Source organism: Chitinophaga rhizosphaerae, from assembly GCF_003958645.1.
Classification (GTDB): Bacteria; Bacteroidota; Bacteroidia; order Chitinophagales; family Chitinophagaceae; genus Chitinophaga; species Chitinophaga rhizosphaerae.
In genome coordinates this window covers 596,304-613,971 of the sequence record NZ_RXLO01000003.1, presented here as the reverse complement: position 1 = coordinate 613,971, position 17,668 = coordinate 596,304, and the positions used below count along the sequence as shown (strand labels likewise).

Annotated in this window: 11 protein-coding genes; all 11 read left to right on the top strand. The window is 57.9% G+C overall.

Annotated features, from left to right (window positions below; genetic code table 11):
- Nucleotides 1–2 precede the first annotated feature (2 nt).
- The 11 genes from EJ361_RS09570 (at nucleotide 3) to EJ361_RS09520 (ending at nucleotide 17,645) form a co-directional block, all read left to right on the top strand.
- Complete coding sequence (locus EJ361_RS09570) at nucleotides 3–2,621, top strand: sodium:solute symporter family transporter (RefSeq protein WP_205686971.1); 2,619 nt, start codon at nucleotides 3–5, stop codon at nucleotides 2,619–2,621.
- A 14-nt stretch (nucleotides 2,622–2,635) separates the two neighbouring features.
- Entirely contained in the window at nucleotides 2,636–3,850 is a 1,215-nt protein-coding gene (locus EJ361_RS09565; RefSeq protein ID WP_126245263.1) for an AGE family epimerase/isomerase, read from the top strand.
- Entirely contained in the window at nucleotides 3,826–5,310 is a 1,485-nt protein-coding gene (locus EJ361_RS09560; protein ID WP_164714153.1) for a sialate O-acetylesterase, read from the top strand. Before EJ361_RS09565 ends, EJ361_RS09560 begins: the two co-directional genes overlap by 25 nt.
- 9 nt (nucleotides 5,311–5,319) lie before the next feature.
- Entirely contained in the window at nucleotides 5,320–6,480 is a 1,161-nt protein-coding gene (locus EJ361_RS09555; RefSeq protein WP_126245259.1) for a sialidase family protein, read from the top strand.
- Nucleotides 6,481–6,483: 3 nt separating this feature from the next.
- Complete coding sequence (locus tag EJ361_RS09550; RefSeq protein WP_126245257.1) at nucleotides 6,484–8,454, top strand: family 20 glycosylhydrolase; 1,971 nt, start codon at nucleotides 6,484–6,486, stop codon at nucleotides 8,452–8,454.
- Nucleotides 8,455–8,553: 99 nt separating this feature from the next.
- Entirely contained in the window at nucleotides 8,554–9,687 is a 1,134-nt protein-coding gene (locus tag EJ361_RS09545) for a DmpA family aminopeptidase (protein WP_126245255.1), read from the top strand.
- Complete coding sequence (locus tag EJ361_RS09540) at nucleotides 9,684–10,502, top strand: aminotransferase class IV (protein ID WP_126245253.1); 819 nt, start codon at nucleotides 9,684–9,686, stop codon at nucleotides 10,500–10,502. The genes EJ361_RS09545 and EJ361_RS09540 overlap by 4 nt, the downstream gene beginning before the upstream one ends.
- Nucleotides 10,503–10,546: 44 nt before the next feature.
- A complete protein-coding gene (locus EJ361_RS09535; protein ID WP_126245251.1) occupies nucleotides 10,547–11,164 on the top strand; it encodes an RNA polymerase sigma factor in 618 nt (205 codons plus the stop codon).
- 53 nt (nucleotides 11,165–11,217) lie between these two features.
- Entirely contained in the window at nucleotides 11,218–12,447 is a 1,230-nt protein-coding gene (locus tag EJ361_RS09530; RefSeq protein WP_126245249.1) for a FecR family protein, read from the top strand.
- Between the two features lie 308 nt (nucleotides 12,448–12,755).
- On the top strand, nucleotides 12,756–16,028 hold the full coding sequence (locus tag EJ361_RS09525) for a SusC/RagA family TonB-linked outer membrane protein (protein WP_164714152.1): 3,273 nt from the start codon (nucleotides 12,756–12,758) through the stop codon (nucleotides 16,026–16,028).
- Between the two features lie 24 nt (nucleotides 16,029–16,052).
- Complete coding sequence (locus EJ361_RS09520; RefSeq protein WP_126245247.1) at nucleotides 16,053–17,645, top strand: RagB/SusD family nutrient uptake outer membrane protein; 1,593 nt, start codon at nucleotides 16,053–16,055, stop codon at nucleotides 17,643–17,645.
- Nucleotides 17,646–17,668 lie beyond the last annotated feature (23 nt).

Sequence of the window (17,668 nt, the reverse complement as noted above, 5' to 3'; positions counted from 1 at the left end):
ACATGCGATTCATCCGAGACATCCCGTTCATGCTGACAGCAAGCCTGTTTTTTTCCTGGATCAATAAAGGCAACGCGCAACAACCGAACCATATCCGGTGGGATGTTGCCGCCAAACTGCCTGCACTGCCCGATGGCGCCCCGCAACCTGGCGTTGCGGGTGCCTTCACGGGCGTACACAACAATGTGCTGCTCCTGGCCGGCGGCGCCAATTTCCCCGACGCCAAACCCTGGGCCGGAGGCACCAAAACCTACCGCAACGAAGTCTACGTACTGCGCGGCGACACGGTGTCCACCTTCCCGTTTGGCCGGTCTGTCGCCTATGGCGCCAGTGCCACCGTGCCTGGCGGCGTAGTGTGCATCGGCGGTGAAAATGCCGGCGGCCCCCTCGCGCAGGCGTTCCTCCTCCAATGGCAGGAGCGCATAGTCGTGAAAAACCTGCCGTCCCTGCCTTTCCCGCTAACCAACGCTTCGGCCACCGCCATCGGCTCCACCGTATTCGTGGCCGGCGGCGAAAACAGCGAACGCGTTTCCGACGCTTTCCTTTCCATCGACCTTTCCTCCGCCGCTCCCGTATGGAAACGGCTTTCACCTATCCCCAAACCGCTTTCCCACAGCGTACTGGTTGCACAGTCTAATGGGTCCAAAACACAGCTATTCCTCATCGGCGGCCGCGCCCGCACCGATTCCGGCATCAGCGAACTGAGCGCCGCGGCCTGGCGGTACGACCCCGCTGCCGACCGCTGGTCGCCCATCGCGCACATCCACGACCAAAAAGGCATCACCCCTCTTTCCGCCGCCACGGCAGTGGCCACGGGCGCCAGTTACATCCTGGTAGCCGGCGGCGACAAGGGCAATATCTTCCACCGGATCGAATCTCTCAACGCACAAATCGCCCGGGCAAACGGCGAAGCCAAATCGGAACTGACGGAAGAAAAACTGCGCATCCTCAACAACCATCCCGGTTTCAATACCGACGTTCTTTTATACAATACCATTACCGACACCTGGACCGTTACCGGCCAGCTTCCCCATGCCGCGCCGGTTACCGCCACGGCCGTGAAATGGAACGGCGACATTTACATCCCCAGCGGCGAGGTGCGCCCCGGAACCCGGACCGTTGACGTGCTGCGGGGTTCCATCAGCAAACCGTCTTTCTTCTCCACTACCGACTACATCGTACTGGCGCTGTATTTCATCGGGATGGTGATCATAGGGCTGTGGACGTCGCGGCACCAGCATTCCACCGCCGACTATTTCAAAGGCGGCGAAAAAATCCCCGGGTGGGCGACCGGCCTCAGTATTTTCGGCGCCAAACTGAGCGCCATTACATTCATCGGCATTCCCGCGAAAACCTATGCCACCGACTGGACGTACTTCTTCCTCCTCATGACCATCATTTTCTGCATGCCGTTGGTGGTGCGCTTTTTCATACCGTATTACCGCAGGCTGGGGGTTACATCGTCTTACGAATACCTGGAAAAACGGTTCAGCTACGCCGTGCGCTCCGTTTCTGCGGGCATGTACATTTTATTGCAGCTCGGGCGGATGGGCATCGTGATCCTGCTGCCGGCCATCGCCCTGTCTGTCGTAACCGGCATCGACGTTAAACTGAGCATTCTCCTCATGGGCGCCGTGAGCCTGTTTTACACCGTGCTCGGCGGCATCGAGGCGGTGATCTGGACGGAAGTGGTCCAGGTGATCATTTTGCTGGCCGGCGCGGTGCTGGCGCTGATCCTCATCCCGATGTCGCTCACCAGCGACGGGGCAGCGGTTTCGCAGTCGCTCGCGCAATACGACAAACTGAAGCTGTTCGATTTCCGGTTCGATTTTACGTCCGCCACATTCTGGGTCGTGATCATCGGCGGGTTCACGCTCAATCTCATCCAGTACGGCTGCGATCAGACCGTGGTACAACGCTACCTGACCACGCCCGACGAGCAGACGGCCGTTCGCAGCCTCAGGCTCGGCGCCTGGCTCACGCTTCCGTCTACCATCATCTTTTTCGCCATCGGCACGCTACTCTTTTTGTTTTACCGCGATCATCCCGGGCAGGTCAATATGGCGCTGGATGCTCAGGACACCATTTTCCCCTGGTACATCGTGACGCAATTGCCCGCCGGCGTGGCAGGACTGGTGATCACCGCCATCTTCGCCGCCGCCATGGGCAGCCTGAACGGCAGTCTGAACGGGGTTTCCACGGTATTCGTGAATGATTTTCTCCGGCGCCTGCAACCCGGTAAGGCCGATAAATTCTATCTCCGTTCCGCGAAGCTCACCACACTGATCGTGGGGCTCGCGGGAACGGGGATCGCCTGGTCGATGGCGGAACATGGCGCCACATCGCTGTGGGACCAGTTCAACCTCATCCTCGGCCTGTTTACCGGCGGGGTGGGCGGGCTCTTCGTGCTGGGGATCTTCACCCGCCGCGCCACAGATGCCGGCGCCGTAGCGGGATTCGTGGCCAGTGCGGCGATACAGGTCGTACTACTGCAATTCACCGACATGCACCTGCTGATGTATGCCTTCACGGGGCTCGCATCCTGCGTGATAGCCGGATACGGCTGGAGCGTGCTTTTTCCGAAAACACAAAACTTATCCGGTTTAACCATTTATCGATAAAAAAATAACGACTTATGCAATATTCTTTTCCCGAACTCGAAACGCTGCGCGACTTCTATACCGGCCAACTGCTGAACGATACCGTTCCGTTCTGGTTCCCGCGGTCGTACGACCACGAGCATGGCGGTTTCCTCCTCATGCGCGATGCCGGCGGCCAGCTCATAGACGACGACAAGGCCGTCTGGATCCAGGGACGGGCTACCTGGCTACTGTCGACCCTCTACAATTCCGTAGTGCAGAGCCCTGAATGGCTGGAAGGCGCGAAGCTGGGATACGATTTCCTCAACCGGCATTGTTTCGATACCGACGGGCGGATGTTTTTCCACGTAGCGCGCAACGGCGCACCCATCCGCAAGCGCCGTTATTTCTTCTCCGAAACCTTCGCCGTGATCGCCATGGCGGGGTATGCGAGGGCTACCGGAAGCGAAGAAGCAGCCACCCGCGCGCGGGAGCTGTTCGGCAAATGCGTGGAATACGCCACCACACCGGGCCTCCTCGAACCGAAATTCGAACCCACGCGCCCGGCCAGGGGGATCGGCGTTCCCATGATCATGCTCAACACGGCCCAGCAACTCCGCGACACCATAGGCGATCCCCGGTGCGATGCGCTGATCGGCCAATGGATCGATGAGATAGAAAAATATTTCGTGAAAGACGATATCCGCTGCGTAATGGAACAGGTGGCGCCGGACGGGAGCATCATCGATCATATCGACGGGCGCACCCTCAACCCCGGGCACGCCATCGAAGGCGCGTGGTTCATCCTGCACGAAGCGGTGCATCGCGGCAACGATCCCCGGCTCATCCACCTCGGCTGCCGCATGCTCGATTATATGTGGGAACGCGGATGGGACCAGCAGCACGGCGGCATCCTCTATTTCCGCGACGTCTACAACAAACCCGTACAGGAATACTGGCAGGACATGAAGTTCTGGTGGCCCCACAACGAAGCCATCATCGCCACGCTCCTCGCCTACCTCGTAACCGGCAATCCCAAATACGCCGAATGGCACCGGATGGTACACGACTATTCCTACACCCGATTCCATGACAAAGAGAACGGCGAATGGTACGGCTACCTTCACCGCGACGGCAGCATCGCGCAAACGGCCAAGGGCAACCTGTTCAAAGGTCCGTTCCATTTGCCGCGGCAGGAATGGTATTGCATGCAAATCCTGAACGATCACCTGCAAAAGAACGCCGTATGGTCAGGAGCATCGCATGGCTGATAACGTTACCGGTAACGGCTTTCGGACAGATAAAAATTAGCCCGCAATGGATGGACCATATGGTGATTCAGCGCGGGAAACCCGTTTCCATCAGCGGGAAAGCCACGCCCGGTGCAACCGTACAGCTTTCCTTCTCCGGAAAATCCGTATCCGCACGCGCCGCGAAAGACAGCAGCTGGCAAATCCGCATCGGGCCGCTGAAAGCGAATGCATATCCGTCGGATATGCGCGTCTCGGCGGGAAAGGACACCCTTATCCTGAAAGACCTCCTTGTCGGCGACGTCTGGCTTTGCCTGGGCCAATCGAACATGGAATTTCCCATGCGCAACGAAGCGCATTATGCCGAAGCGCGCCGGAATATCACGCGCGGGCCGGTCCGCTGGTACAATCCGGGGTATGTGGGGAAAGGGATTTATAACCAGCATTTCTCCGGCAGTCTTGTACAGCGCATCGACAACGGCGTGTTTTATACCGGCGCATGGCAACGCTGTGATTCCGCTTCCCTCGCAGACATGAGCGCAGTGGCGTATTATTTCGCGGAGAAAGTGACGGCATCGGCGGGCGTTCCCATTGGCCTGGTCCAACTCGCCATCGGCGGCGCTCCCCTGGAAACGTTCGTGCCGAAAGAAGCCCTGCTGGCCGACAGCGCATTTGCGCGCAAGGTGCGGGGCAATTGGCTCTATAATCCCGAATTGCCGGATTGGTCGAGGGAGCGCGGGCGGCAGAACCGGGGCGATGATGCGAGCGCCGATGGCCCTGCGCATGGTTATAAACCCGGGTTTGCGTTCGATAAGGGATTGCGGGGACTGACGGGCAACCCCGTGGCAGGGATCCTCTTCTACCAGGGCGAGACCAACGCACAGGAAACCGCAAGGGTGGCGGAATACAGCCGGTTGTTCGATGCGATGCTGCGGGCTTACAGGGCCCACTGGCCCGGGGTTCCCTGCTATTTCGTACAGCTGTCCTCGATAGACAGTTCCGGTTATCGCTCCAAATTGTGGCCGCAATTCCGCGACGAACAACGCCGTATACTGCAATTTACGCCCAACACCGGCATGGCCGTTTCCAGCGACGTGGGCGCCCGCAACAACGTGCACCCGGCCAACAAACGCGCCGTAGGCTACCGCCTCGCCGCCTGGGCGCTCCACTATTATTATAAGCTTGGGAACGTAGTGCCGTCGGGCCCGCTGGTGGAAAAAGCGGAGTACCGGCAAGGAAAAATCATTCTTCATTTCAAATGGGCGGAAGGGTTGGCAGTGGCCGGGGGCGCCTTGCTGAAGGGGTTTTCGCTGGACGGGACACATCCCGTGCCGGCTTCCATTCATGGAATTACCGTGGAAATCCCGTCATCCGGAAAGCCTGCTTTCGTATATTACGGATGGCAGCCCTTTACGGACGCAAACCTTGTCAACGCCGCCGGCTTGCCGGCATCCACGTTCCGCATCCGTATCGAACCTTAAACATTGATCATGATCAAAGCATATTTTCTCTTTATTGTTTTAGCGCTCGCAGGTTGGAAAACGCAGGCGCAAACTTTCACACCGGTTTTTACCGGCGGACAGGAAGGGCATAAAAGTTACCGTATTCCCGCCATCATATCTGCCGGCGGCAAGCTGCTGGCCTTTTGCGAAGGGCGTGTAGACCATGCCGGCGATTTCGGCGATATCAATATCGTATTGAAGGAAAGTAAAGACGGCGGAAAAACCTGGGGGCCGCTCCGCACGGTGGTAGACTATAACAACCTGCAGGCCGGCAATCCCGCGCCGGTGGCGGACCTTACCGATCCCGCATTCCCGCAGGGCCGGATTTTCCTCTTTTACAATACGGGGGATAACCACGAAGGAGAAGTGCGCAAGGGCAAAGGGCTCCGCGAAGTCTGGTACAAAACCTCCACCGACGGCGGCGTCACCTGGTCAGACGCGGTGAACATCACCACGCAAGTACACCGTCCCAACATGCCCGGCAAAAATCCGGCGTACAATTTCCCGGAAGACTGGCGCAGCTATGCCAATACGCCCGGCCACGCGCTCCAGTTCGCCGATGGGAAATTCAAAGGCCGCATTTACGTTTCCGCGAACCACTCGGCCGGCAAACCGCAGCCCGGTTTCCGGGATTACAAAGCCCACGGCTACTATTCAGACGACCATGGCAAAACCTTCCACCTCAGCGAAACCGTGACCTTCCCCGGTGGCAACGAAGCCATGGCCGCGCAACTGAAAGGCAACCGGATGGTGATGAATATCCGCAACCAGCAGGGCAACGAACGGTATCGCATTATCGCCGAAAGCAGCGATGGCGGGCAATCGTGGGACAGTACCTACTTCGACCGGCAATTGCCCGACCCCGTGTGCCAGGGTTCCGTGCTGAGCGTCGGGAATGCCCGCAACCGCCGGCTGATCGTTTGCAACAACGCCGACACCGCACAGCGGAACAACCTCGTGCTGCGCGTGAGCCGCAACGACGGGAAGTCTTACTATAAAAACATCCCCATCGCCAACCGGCCCGACAATCCGCGCCGCAACTCCCACACCGCCTATTCCGACCTCGTGGAAAACGGGCGCCGGAGAGTGGGGGTGCTGTTTGAATATGACGACTACAAGCAAATTGTTTTTACCACTATTTCTTACTGATCCATGAAGATCCGAATGAACCGTTCACTCGCCGTATGGCTCCTGGCTTGCCTTTTGAGCCCGGGCGCGGAAGCGCTGGCCGTCCCGGCGCATATCACGAACAGCGAGAACACGAAACCCTCGCTCCTGCCGGAACCCGCGGAACTGCAGTGGCGCAACGAACACTTCGACCTGCGGAGATGCCGCGCGATCCGCTACTCCGATCGTACCATGCTCCGGTATGCCAACTTGTTGCAGAAGGAAATCATCAACACGGGTGCCGGCACGGTGAGAGTCAGATTGGGACCACCCGATCAAGGGATGTACATCGAGCTGGTAAAAAACGCCGTGAAAGCGCCTGTTCATGAAGACGAAGCTTATTCGGTGGAGGTGGGCAAAATAAAGATCACGCTGACCGCTGGCACAGAAAAAGGCATGTACTACGCCATCCAGACGCTCCGGCAGCTGATGACCGGAAAATCCGTTCAGGGCTGCTCGATCCGCGACTGGCCCGCCTTTTCATGGCGGTCGTACATGGTAGACGTTGGCCGCAACTATCAGCCCATGGCGCTGCTCAAGCAGCAGATCGACGTCATGAGCCGGTACAAAATGAACGTGTTCCATTTCCATTTCACGGAAGACGTGGCCTGGCGGTTGCACTTCAAACGGTACCCGCAGCTCACCGATGCAAAAAACATGATCCGCCAAAAGGGGAAATTTTATTCCGAAAAGGATTTGCATGAACTGATCGAATACTGCAAACTGCGCCATATCGAACTGGTGCCGGAAATCGACATGCCCGGCCACAGTGCGGCATTCCGGCGCGCCATGGAGCACGATATGCAAAGCGATCCGGGGATGGCGATCCTACAACAGATCGTCCGGGATTTCTGTGAAGAATATAAACTGCCGTACCTGCACATCGGGGCAGACGAAGTGAAGATCACGAACAAAAACTTTTTGCCGGAAATGACGAAGCTGGTGGAAAGCTACGGCACGAAAGTGATCGGCTGGATGCCCGGCGGCAATTTCCCGGAAAGCGTTATCCGCCAATTATGGTCGGAAGGAAAAATCGAATCGGGCGACGGTTCTGTTAAATACATCGATTCCCGACAGTTGTACATCAACCACATGGACCCGCTGGAAAGCGTGACCAGCATCTACCAGCGGCAGCTCTGCAATTCCGCCGTGGGGAATACCTCCCAACTGGGCGCCACACTTTGCCTTTGGCACGACAGGAATGTGGCCAATGAAGAAGACGTCCTGACCATGAACCCCGCCTACCCCGCGCTCCTGACCTTCGCCGAGCGCACCTGGAAAGGCGGCGGCACGCCGGGCATCAAAGTTGCCATAGGACCGGAGATCGCCGCGGATTTCGCGGCGTTCGAAATCCGGCTTATGGACCACAAGAAGAAATATTTCAATGGCCTGCCGTGCGGATATTTCCCGCAAAGCGCCCAGCAGTGGCAGTTGTACGGGCCGTTCCCCAACCACGGCGACCCCGGCAAGGAATTCGACACCACCGGCGTGAGGCCATCGCAAACAGCGACCGGCGGCACGATCATCCTCCGCCATTGGTGGTGGCCCGAGCTGCAGGGCGCCCTGTCTTCCCCTGCCGAAAATTCAACATACTACGCCTCCACCCGCATCTGGAGCGATCGCACCGGCGAAACCGACTGCTGGATAGGGTTCCACGACTTCTCCCGCTCACACGCTTCTTTACCCCCCACGGCCGGTAAATGGGACAACCGCGGCAGCAGCATCCGCGTAAACGGCAAGCTCATCCCGCCGCCCGTATGGGAAAGCGCCGGCAAAACCATCACCCTGGAAACACCTTACACCAACGAAGGATACGCTTACCGGACACCCACGAAAGTGCCACTGAAAAAGGGCTGGAACATCGTGGAAGTGAAAGCGCCCGTCACCACGTTCAATGGCCGCGACTGGCAAAACCCGGTAAAATGGATGTTCACCTTCATTCCCTGCCGCGATTAACGTCTTCCGATCCCGGTTGATAAATGGGTGTGCCTCCGGAAACGGGGGCGCTGCCGTTTAAAGCGGCGCCCTTTCCTGCGAAATCATTATCATTGCAGCATGTTCAAAAGTTGGTTCATTATCGCCCTGCTGCTGCCCGGTGCGCTGGCTGCGCAGGAGCGCAAACGCGCGCGGGAATCCGGTATCCGTATCGGCGTCATGCAGCCCGGCCCGCTCAACGCCATCACCGACGTGCGCGGCGTGAAAGTGGGGCATACCACTTTAATAAAAGGTGATTCCATCCGTACCGGCGTAACGGCTATCGTACCGGCAGCCGGGAACCTCTTTCAGCAGAAAATCCCCGCCGCGATCTATGTGGGCAACGGCTTCGGGAAACTGGCCGGCATCACGCAGGTAAACGAGCTCGGCAATATCGAAACCCCCATCGTGCTCACCAACACCCTCAGCGTGCCCATTGCCATGCAAGCCGTTGCGGGCCTGGCGATGGCGGAAAAAGGAAATGAAAACCTCCGGTCCGTAAATGCGGTGGTAGGCGAAACGAACGACGGTTACCTCAACGATATCCGCGGCCGGCACGTGTCCGTCGCCGATGTGGAAGCGGCCATAAGAACCGCCGCTTCCGGAAAGGTGAAAGAAGGGAACGTAGGTGCGGGAACGGGAACGGTCTGCTTCGGGTTCAAGGGCGGCATCGGCACCGCGTCGCGCAAGCTGCCGGCCAGTTTGGGCGGATATACGGTGGGCGTGATCGTGCAGTCCAATTTCGGCGGCGTACTGGAAATCGACGGGGCGCCAATTGGCAAAATGATGGGGAAATTCGATTTCAGCGACCGGTTATTGAATAATGTAGACGGATCATGCATGATCGTATTGGCTACGGATGCGCCCGTCGATCACCGGAACCTCATGCGGCTGGCGCAAAGGGCCATGCTGGGCCTGGGAAAAACGGGCGGCATTGCTTCTAACGGGAGCGGCGATTATGTGATCGCGTTCTCCACGGCCGAAGGGCTCCGCATCCCCCACAACGGTAATACCGCCACTCAAACGGTGACATTGCTGCAAAACGACGGCATGTCGCCCCTGTTCATGGCCGCGATAGAAGCCACCGAAGAAGCGATCATCAATTCACTGTTCATGGCCGGCGGCATGAAAGGCCGGAACGGCAATTCGGTGGAAGCATTACCTTTGACGCAGGTTTTACCCATTCTCCAAAAATTCAACCGTCTGCAGCCATGAGCTATGCCATCATCAACGGCGCCATTGTGCCGGAAAGCGAAGCGAAGGTCCTGATTTCCGACCTCTCCATCCAGCGCGGTTACGGCATTTTCGATTATTTCCGCACCAGGGCCGGGCAACCGGTGTTCCTCGAAGATCATCTCGACCGGCTTTATCATTCGGCGTCGGTTATGCGGCTTTCGCCGGAAGTAAGTCGCGAACGGCTGAAACGCTTGCTGGCGGAGCTGATCGAGATCAACGGCGCGCCGAATGCAGGCATACGCATCACTTTGACGGGCGGCTATTCTGAAAACGGGTACACGCTGGCTTCGCCGAACCTGCTCATTACGCTGGCCCGCTATCATTACGACCCCGCCAGCTTCGACATGGGCATCAGGCTCGTGACGCACGACTTCCAGCGCCAGCTCCCCGAAGTCAAAACCATCGATTACCTCCAGGCGATTTACCTGCAACCCTTCATCCGGGAGCACGAAGCCGACGATGTGCTGTACCATCAAAACGGCGCCGTCCGCGAATGCCCCCGCGCCAATTTCTGGGCCGTCACAGAAAACGGGACGCTCGTCACGCCGGCAGACCGAATCCTCAAAGGTGTAACCCGGAAAATGGTCCTGGCGATGGAAGACCTTCGTCCACAGACCGCCCATCTCCCCCTTTCCGCCCTTTCCACCGCGCGGGAAGCCTTCATCACCAGCACCACCAAAATCCTGACGCCGGTCACCCATATCGATGGCCGGCCCGTGGGAAACGGCCAGCCCGGCCCCGTCGCCAAAGCCATTTTCGACCGGCTGCTGGGCATGCGGGGCGGGTATGAGTAGTTTCCAAAATATTACTACCTTTCCGCATCATCAGACTGCTTTCCATGTTATCCGGACGTACCGACAGTGACCACCTTTCTCCCGGCGATGAGCGCACTTTGTTGCAACTGGCCACTGCCGGGGATATGGATGCGTTTACCCAACTGTACGTTCATTTTTACCCGCGCCTTTACCGCTTCCTCTTTTTCATCACCCGCCAGCACGAAGACACGGAAGAGATCGTGCAGGACGTGTTCCTCAAAGTCTGGGACCGCCGCGAAAGCCTGGGCACCGTCCGCTCGCTGGAAGATTACCTTTTCCGGATGGCGAAAAACCGGATGACCGACCTTCTCCGCAGGAATAAAACCGGGATGAAGGTGATCCATAACCTGCAACAGAAAGACCTTCCGCTGGACAGTCCTACCGAGTCGGCCGTTGCCTACCGCGAATATCACCGCCTGGCCCGCGAAGCCATCAGCCGGCTGCCGGAGCGCCGGCGCGAAGTGTTTCTCCTGAGTACCGAGGGCGGCCTTTCGCTGGACGAGATCGCCGCCACGCTGGGCATTTCCCGGTCGGCCGTCAAAAAGCACCTGGGCCTGGCCACCACGCAGGTGAAGGCGTACCTGCGGCAACATGCGGAGTGGACAGCGGGGATGCTGGCGCTGATTTTTCTTTCCCGATAAAAATTTTTTGATGGACGGGGTGTCCTTTTTTTCCGGTCGTTCGTCTTTAGCGCATGACAAGGGAAACTATCCTCTCCAGCCTGGAAAAATATGCCGCCGGCACGCTGACGCCGGAGGAGGAACGATCATTGTTCGCCTGGCTGGAAACGGCCCCGTCTAACGAGTTCCACGCCCTGCTCGATGCAGCCGGCGTTCCGGACGCCCTTAAATCGTACCCTATACCCACCTCCGCCTCCGTGGCGGATTTCCGGCGGAAGTTGGAGCTGCGGGAGCAAGTGCCCGAGCGTACTTTCTGGCAAAAACTGACCGGAAGAACGGCCTTTCATCGCCCGTTTGAACCCACCGAACCGGTACCTGCCCGCCGCCTGAGCCCCGCTTGGCGGAAGATCGCCGCAGCGGCAGCCGTGTTGCTGCTCGCCGGCGGCAGTTACTGGATGTACCAATCCACCCGCCAACCCGGGAAAAACAACGTTGTTCAGCATTCCGGACCGCAGCCGGGCGGGAACAAAGCCACGCTCACCCTGGGCGACGGTTCCGTCATTACCCTCGACGACGCCGGTGCCGGTGCCCTTTCCCGGCAAGGCAATACGAAGATCGTGAAGCTGCAGGGCGGGCGGATCGTGTACGACCCGCAGGCAGACGGCGGAGAGCCTGTATTCAACACGATTTCCACGCCCAAGGGCGGTCAATACCAGGTACAGTTGCCGGATGGAACGGTTGTATGGATGAACGCCGCATCATCACTGCGTTTCCCTTCTTCCTTTACAGGGAACGAGCGGCTGGTGGAGCTTACAGGGGAAGGATATTTTGAAGTGGCCGCCGATGTGGAGAAGCCGTTCAGGGTAGCGGTGAAAGACGTACGGGTGGAGGTATTGGGAACGAAATTCAATATCAACGCCTATCCCGAAGAATCCCAGGCCCGGACGGCTTTGCTGGAAGGGTCGGTACGGGTGCGCAGGAAAGACGAAGCGGTGAAGTTGGCCCCCGGGCAGGAAGCGCGCATCGGTCAGGAAGGGAAAATCGCCGTTTCGGCGGCAGACCTGGAGCAGGTGCTCGCCTGGAAGAACGGGTATTTCCAGTTCGAAGGCGCCACGCTGCCCGTGCTGCTGCGCCAGATCGGGCGGTGGTACGATGTGGAAGTAGTTTGGAAAGGCGAAGTGCCGGAGAAGGAATTTGCCGGCCGGATCTCGCGGGATGTATCGCTCCAGGCCATGGTGGAAGCCCTCCGGAGCAGCGGTGTAAACTGCAAAATAACGGGAAGAACGCTGGAAGTTGCGCCGTAATTCATCCTTACAACCTGACTATCAAATCAATATAACAAAGTCGACATAACTTGAGGTATCCAGACATTCAGAACGAACATCAAACCAAAATCGAAACATGAAAACGACCAGCTAATCAGACCGGTTAGCCCGTAAACAAAGCCAGGAGTGCGTCAACACTCCCGGCGGGATTGTTCGGGTTGGCCGGAAAAGCGCGCTTAAACACCATTTACGTCACCAAACCCAAACTGTACAAAAGTATGAAACTACTTGTGTCCGGCAAAGCCATGCCACGTTTTCGGCTATTGCCCGCTAAATTATTACTCGTTATGAAATTAACGGCCATTTTGATGCTTGCCGCAGCCTTGCATGTAAGCGCCGCCGGCTTCTCCCAGACCATCACCCTCAGCCGCAAGAACGCGCCGCTGGGGCGGATATTCAGTGAGATACAGAAGCAGAGCGGCTATTCCCTGCTGTACGACATGAAACTCATCCGCAGCGCGCCCTCCGTGTCTATCGACGTGCGGAACGCCTCCGTGGCCGAAGTCCTGGAAAAATGCCTCCAGGGCCATAACCTCACCTTCGTGATCAATAACAATATCATCGTCATCCGCGAGAAGCCAACTGCAGCCGCCGTTCCCATGGCCGCTATCTTGACCGGTTCCGTGACCGACGACGCCGGCTCCCCCATCCCGGGCGCTTCCGTAGAACTGCGCGACCTCCGCAAAGGGACCGTCACAGACGTACAGGGCCGCTTCCGCTTCGCCGACGTTCCCGCCGGCCAGCACATCCTGCGCGTGAGCTTCATCGGCTTCGAAACCCTCGACACCGCCTTGCAAACCGGTAACGACGCCTTCAACATCGCCATCGTCCTCAAACCTGCGGTGAACAAACTGAAAGAACTGGTGGTAGTGACGGCCCTGGGAATCAGGAAGCAGGCCCGCAGCGTTACTTACAACGTGCAGACCGTTTCCGGCGCGGAATTGAACAACGTCAAAGACCCCAGCCTCGTCAACACCCTCGCCGGCAAAGTGGCCGGCATGGCCGTAAGCAACAGCTCCTCCGGCCCGGGAGGCGCCACCAAAGTGGTGATGCGCGGCAATAAATCGATCTATGGCAACAACAACGCGCTGTTCGTGGTAGACGGCATCCCTTTACCTGACCTCTTTACCCAGCAAAAAACCGACGGATTCTCCGTTCCCGGCGGCAGCGACGGCATCGCCAACATCAACCCTGACGATATCGAAAGCGTGACCGCGCTCACCGGCGCATCGTCTGCCGCGCTTTACGGCAGCCAGGCCGCCAACGGCGTGATCCTGCTCACCACCAAGAAAGGCCGGTCGGGCAAACCCTCCGTCAACTATTCCTTCAACGCCAATTACAGCAAACCCCTCCTGCTCCCGGACTTCCAGAACAGCTACGGCGCCACGCCGACAACGGGGTCGTTTTACAGCTGGGGCGATAAACAGGCCGCCAACGCGGATAACAAAAGCTTCTTCCGGACCGGAGACGCCTATACGCACGCCGTCAACGTTTCCGCCGGCAACGATCACAGCCAGAACTATTTCTCCGCCGCCGCAGTGAACGCCAACGGCATCGTTCCGAAAAACAGCTACGCACGTTACAATTTCAATGCCCGCAACACCACCAGCCTCCTCAACGATCGCCTGAACCTCGACGTGAACGCGCAATACGTGAATATGGAGCAGGACAATGTGCCTGTGCAGGGCCAATATTACAATCCGCTGGTAGGCGTTTACCTGTTCCCCCGGGCGCACGACTTCAACAGTTTCCGCCAGTTCGAACAGTACGACGTCAACCGCAACTTCAGCACCCAGCGCTGGCCGTATTCCGACCCGGGCATGATGCTCCAGAGCCCATTCTGGGTGGTGAACCGCAACACCAACTCGCTGCAGCGCAACCGCTTCATCGGCTCCGTGGCCGCTAAATACACGATCACGCCATGGCTCAGTGTTACCGGCCGCGCGAAGCAGGACAGGACCAACGATGTGTACGAAGCGCGCAGCTATGCCTCTACCCCCAAATTCCTCGCCGGAGACAACGGCCGGTACGACAAAACGCGCACTTCCATCCGGCAAACCTATGCAGACATCATGTTCACGGCGCAACAGCGGTTCGGGCAGTTTTCGCTGCAAGCCAATGTGGGCAGCAGTATCCAGGATGTGGTGGATAACACGACGGGTTGGTCGAACGGATATCTCCTGCAATTCGCCAACTTCTTTTCCTTCGCCAATATCGACTTTACGCGGTTCGCGCCGTTCGAGAAAAACGACCGGTTGCAAACGCAGGCAGTTTTCGGTACCGCGCAGCTCGGTTTCCGCGATATGCTGTATGTAGACGTGACGGCGAGGAATGAATGGTCGTCGGCCCTGGCGTTCACGAAAAATCCTTCGTACTTCTATCCCTCCGTGGGCCTGTCGGCCGTGCTGAGTGAAATGGTGAAATTCCCCGAAGCCATATCCTTCGCGAAGCTGCGGGCGTCTTACAGTGAAGTGGCCAACTCCATCCCCATCTATATTTCCATGCCTACCATTACGCTGACCAACGGCGGCTCCATCCAGGCTATCCATGCCAAACCTTTCTCGGAAATGCGGCCCGAGCGCACCCGCTCTTTCGAAGTGGGGCTGGATTCGCGGTTCCTGGACGATAAACTTTCCTTCAACCTGACTTATTACAAATCCTCCACGCTGCATCAGTATTTCAAAGTGGAAGTTTCGCCGTCGGTAGGTTATAACGCCTATTACGTGAACGCCGGCAACATCGAAAACCGCGGTATCGAAGCGAGTTTGGGATATAACGGGAAGATCGGTCAGGTGCAATGGACGTCTACCCTCAATTACGGTTTGAACAGGAACAAAGTGGTGGAAATGATGGATTATTCGGATCCGTTTACCGGCACCAGGAGAACGCAGGAAGAATTCGTGGTGTCCGACTTCGCGGGGTACCGGCTGATCGTCCGCAAGGGCGGCAGCTACGGCGACATTTACGCCAAAGACGTGAAACGCACTGCTGACGGAAGTGTTGCATTGAACAACAAAGGCGTGCCGGAGATCGGTGACTATAAAAAAGTAGGGAACGCCAATCCTCGGTACCTGATGGGCTGGAACAACAGCTTCAAATGGAAACAGTTCCAGCTGTCTTTCCTGGTAGACGCGCGTATCGGTGGCGAAGTGGTGTCTACGACGGAAGCGATCATGGATAATTTCGGGGTTTCGCAACGCACCGCCGAAGCCCGCGATAACGGCGGCGTGAAAGTGGGCGACAAAACCGTTCCGGCGAAAGATTACTACCAGAGCATTACCGGCGCTACTTCGTCGGCCCTGGCATTGTACACCTACAGCGCCACGAACGTTCGCCTGCGCGAGCTTTCCCTCGGGTACAGCATTCCCGCGAAGGCACTGGGCAACAAGGTTCGCCAGTTGCAGGTTTCGCTCGTGGGGCGCAATCTCTGGCTGATCCACAAAAAAGCGCCGTACGATCCGGAAATCACGGCCTTTACGACCAACCAGTTCCAGGGGTACGATTACTTCGGTCTCCCCAGCCAGCGCAACCTCGGCGTAAATGTGAAAGTCACCTTCTAATGCTCACCGAAAACGGACATCAACATGAAAAAAAACACTTCCATATATAAACTCATCCCCGCAGCCGCGCTCACCCTGGCCATCGCAGGGCAAACCGCCTGCACGAAGAATTTCGAGTCGTTCAACACCAATCCCAACGAACTGACGGACTCCCTGCTGAAATACGATTACAAGTACGTAGGCGCCTTCATCCCCGGCATGCTCACCAGCATTTACAGCACCGTAGACTGGCAATACCAGCTCCAGCAAAACCTCAACGCCGACATCTACTCCGGATTCATGGGCATCCCCACACCGTTCAACAGCGGAAAAAACAATTCCAACTATTTCATGATGGACTGGAATAACTGGGTGTTCAAAGTGCCGTACGACAACATTATGAGCGGATGGAAGCTCGTGCAGGAACGCGGCGCCAAAACGCGGCCGGACCTCTTTGCCGTGGCCACGATCGTGAAGGTGACGGCCATGCACCGTGTTACCGACGTGTTTGGCCCCATCCCCTATAGCAAATTCGGCGCGGGCGGGTTTTCTACGCCGTACGACAGCCAGGAGAGCGTGTACAACGCGTTCTTCACAGAGCTCGACCAGGCCATCGCCTCGCTCACCACGTTCGACAAAACGAACCCCGGCGGCAAGGCGCAGCTCAAACCTTTCGACCTCGTGTACGGCGGAGAATACGCCAACTGGATCCGGCTCGCCAATTCGCTGAAGCTGCGCCTGGCCATGCGGCTCGCTTTCATCAAGCCCGCACTGGCGAAGCAAAAGGCCGAAGAAGCCGTTGCCAACGAATACGGCGTATTCACGAGCAACGCCCAAAACGCGACCGTCCATTCCGGCAACGGTATCACCGTGAGCAATTCGCTGTACGTGATCAGCCAGGAATACAACGACATCCGGATGGGCGCCACCATGGAATCGTTCCTCAAAGGGTACAACGATCCGCGGCTGCCGAAATATTTCCGCGCATCGGCGCTCCCCGGCGGCGGATTCAAAGGCGTCCGCAACGGGATCGACATCAAGGTGAAAACCGATTACGAAACTTTCTCACCCCTCAATATCGAGCGCAACACCCCCATCCGCGTGATGTCCGCTTCGGAAATGTATTTCCTGCGGGCGGAAGGCGCCATTCGCGGGTGGGACATGAAAGGGACGGCGAAAGCAATGTATGAGGAAGGCATCCGCACGTCGTTCGCGCAGTTCGACGCGGGAGACGCATCCGCCTACATCGCCAACGGCACCGCCAAACCCGCCACCTACACCGATCCCGTGAATGCAGACAATAACGTCACGGCGGCAGACAGTTACCTCAGCACCATGACCATCGCCTGGAACGAAGGAGACGGTTTCGAAAAGAAACTGGAAAGGATCGCGACCCAGAAATGGATCAGCCTGTTCCCCGACGGACAGGAAGCCTGGTCGGAGTTCCGGCGCACTGGGTATCCCAAACTCTGGCCCGTGGTAGTGAACCTCAGCGGCGGCACGGTGACAGGCTTCATCAACCGCCTGCCTTTCCCGCCGGATGAATACAAAAACAACAAAGACGAAACCACCAAAGCCGCGGCCCTCCTGGGCGGACAGGACAACCCCGGCACCAGGCTCTGGTGGCAACGCCCATAATATGATCATGCTTATGAAAACCC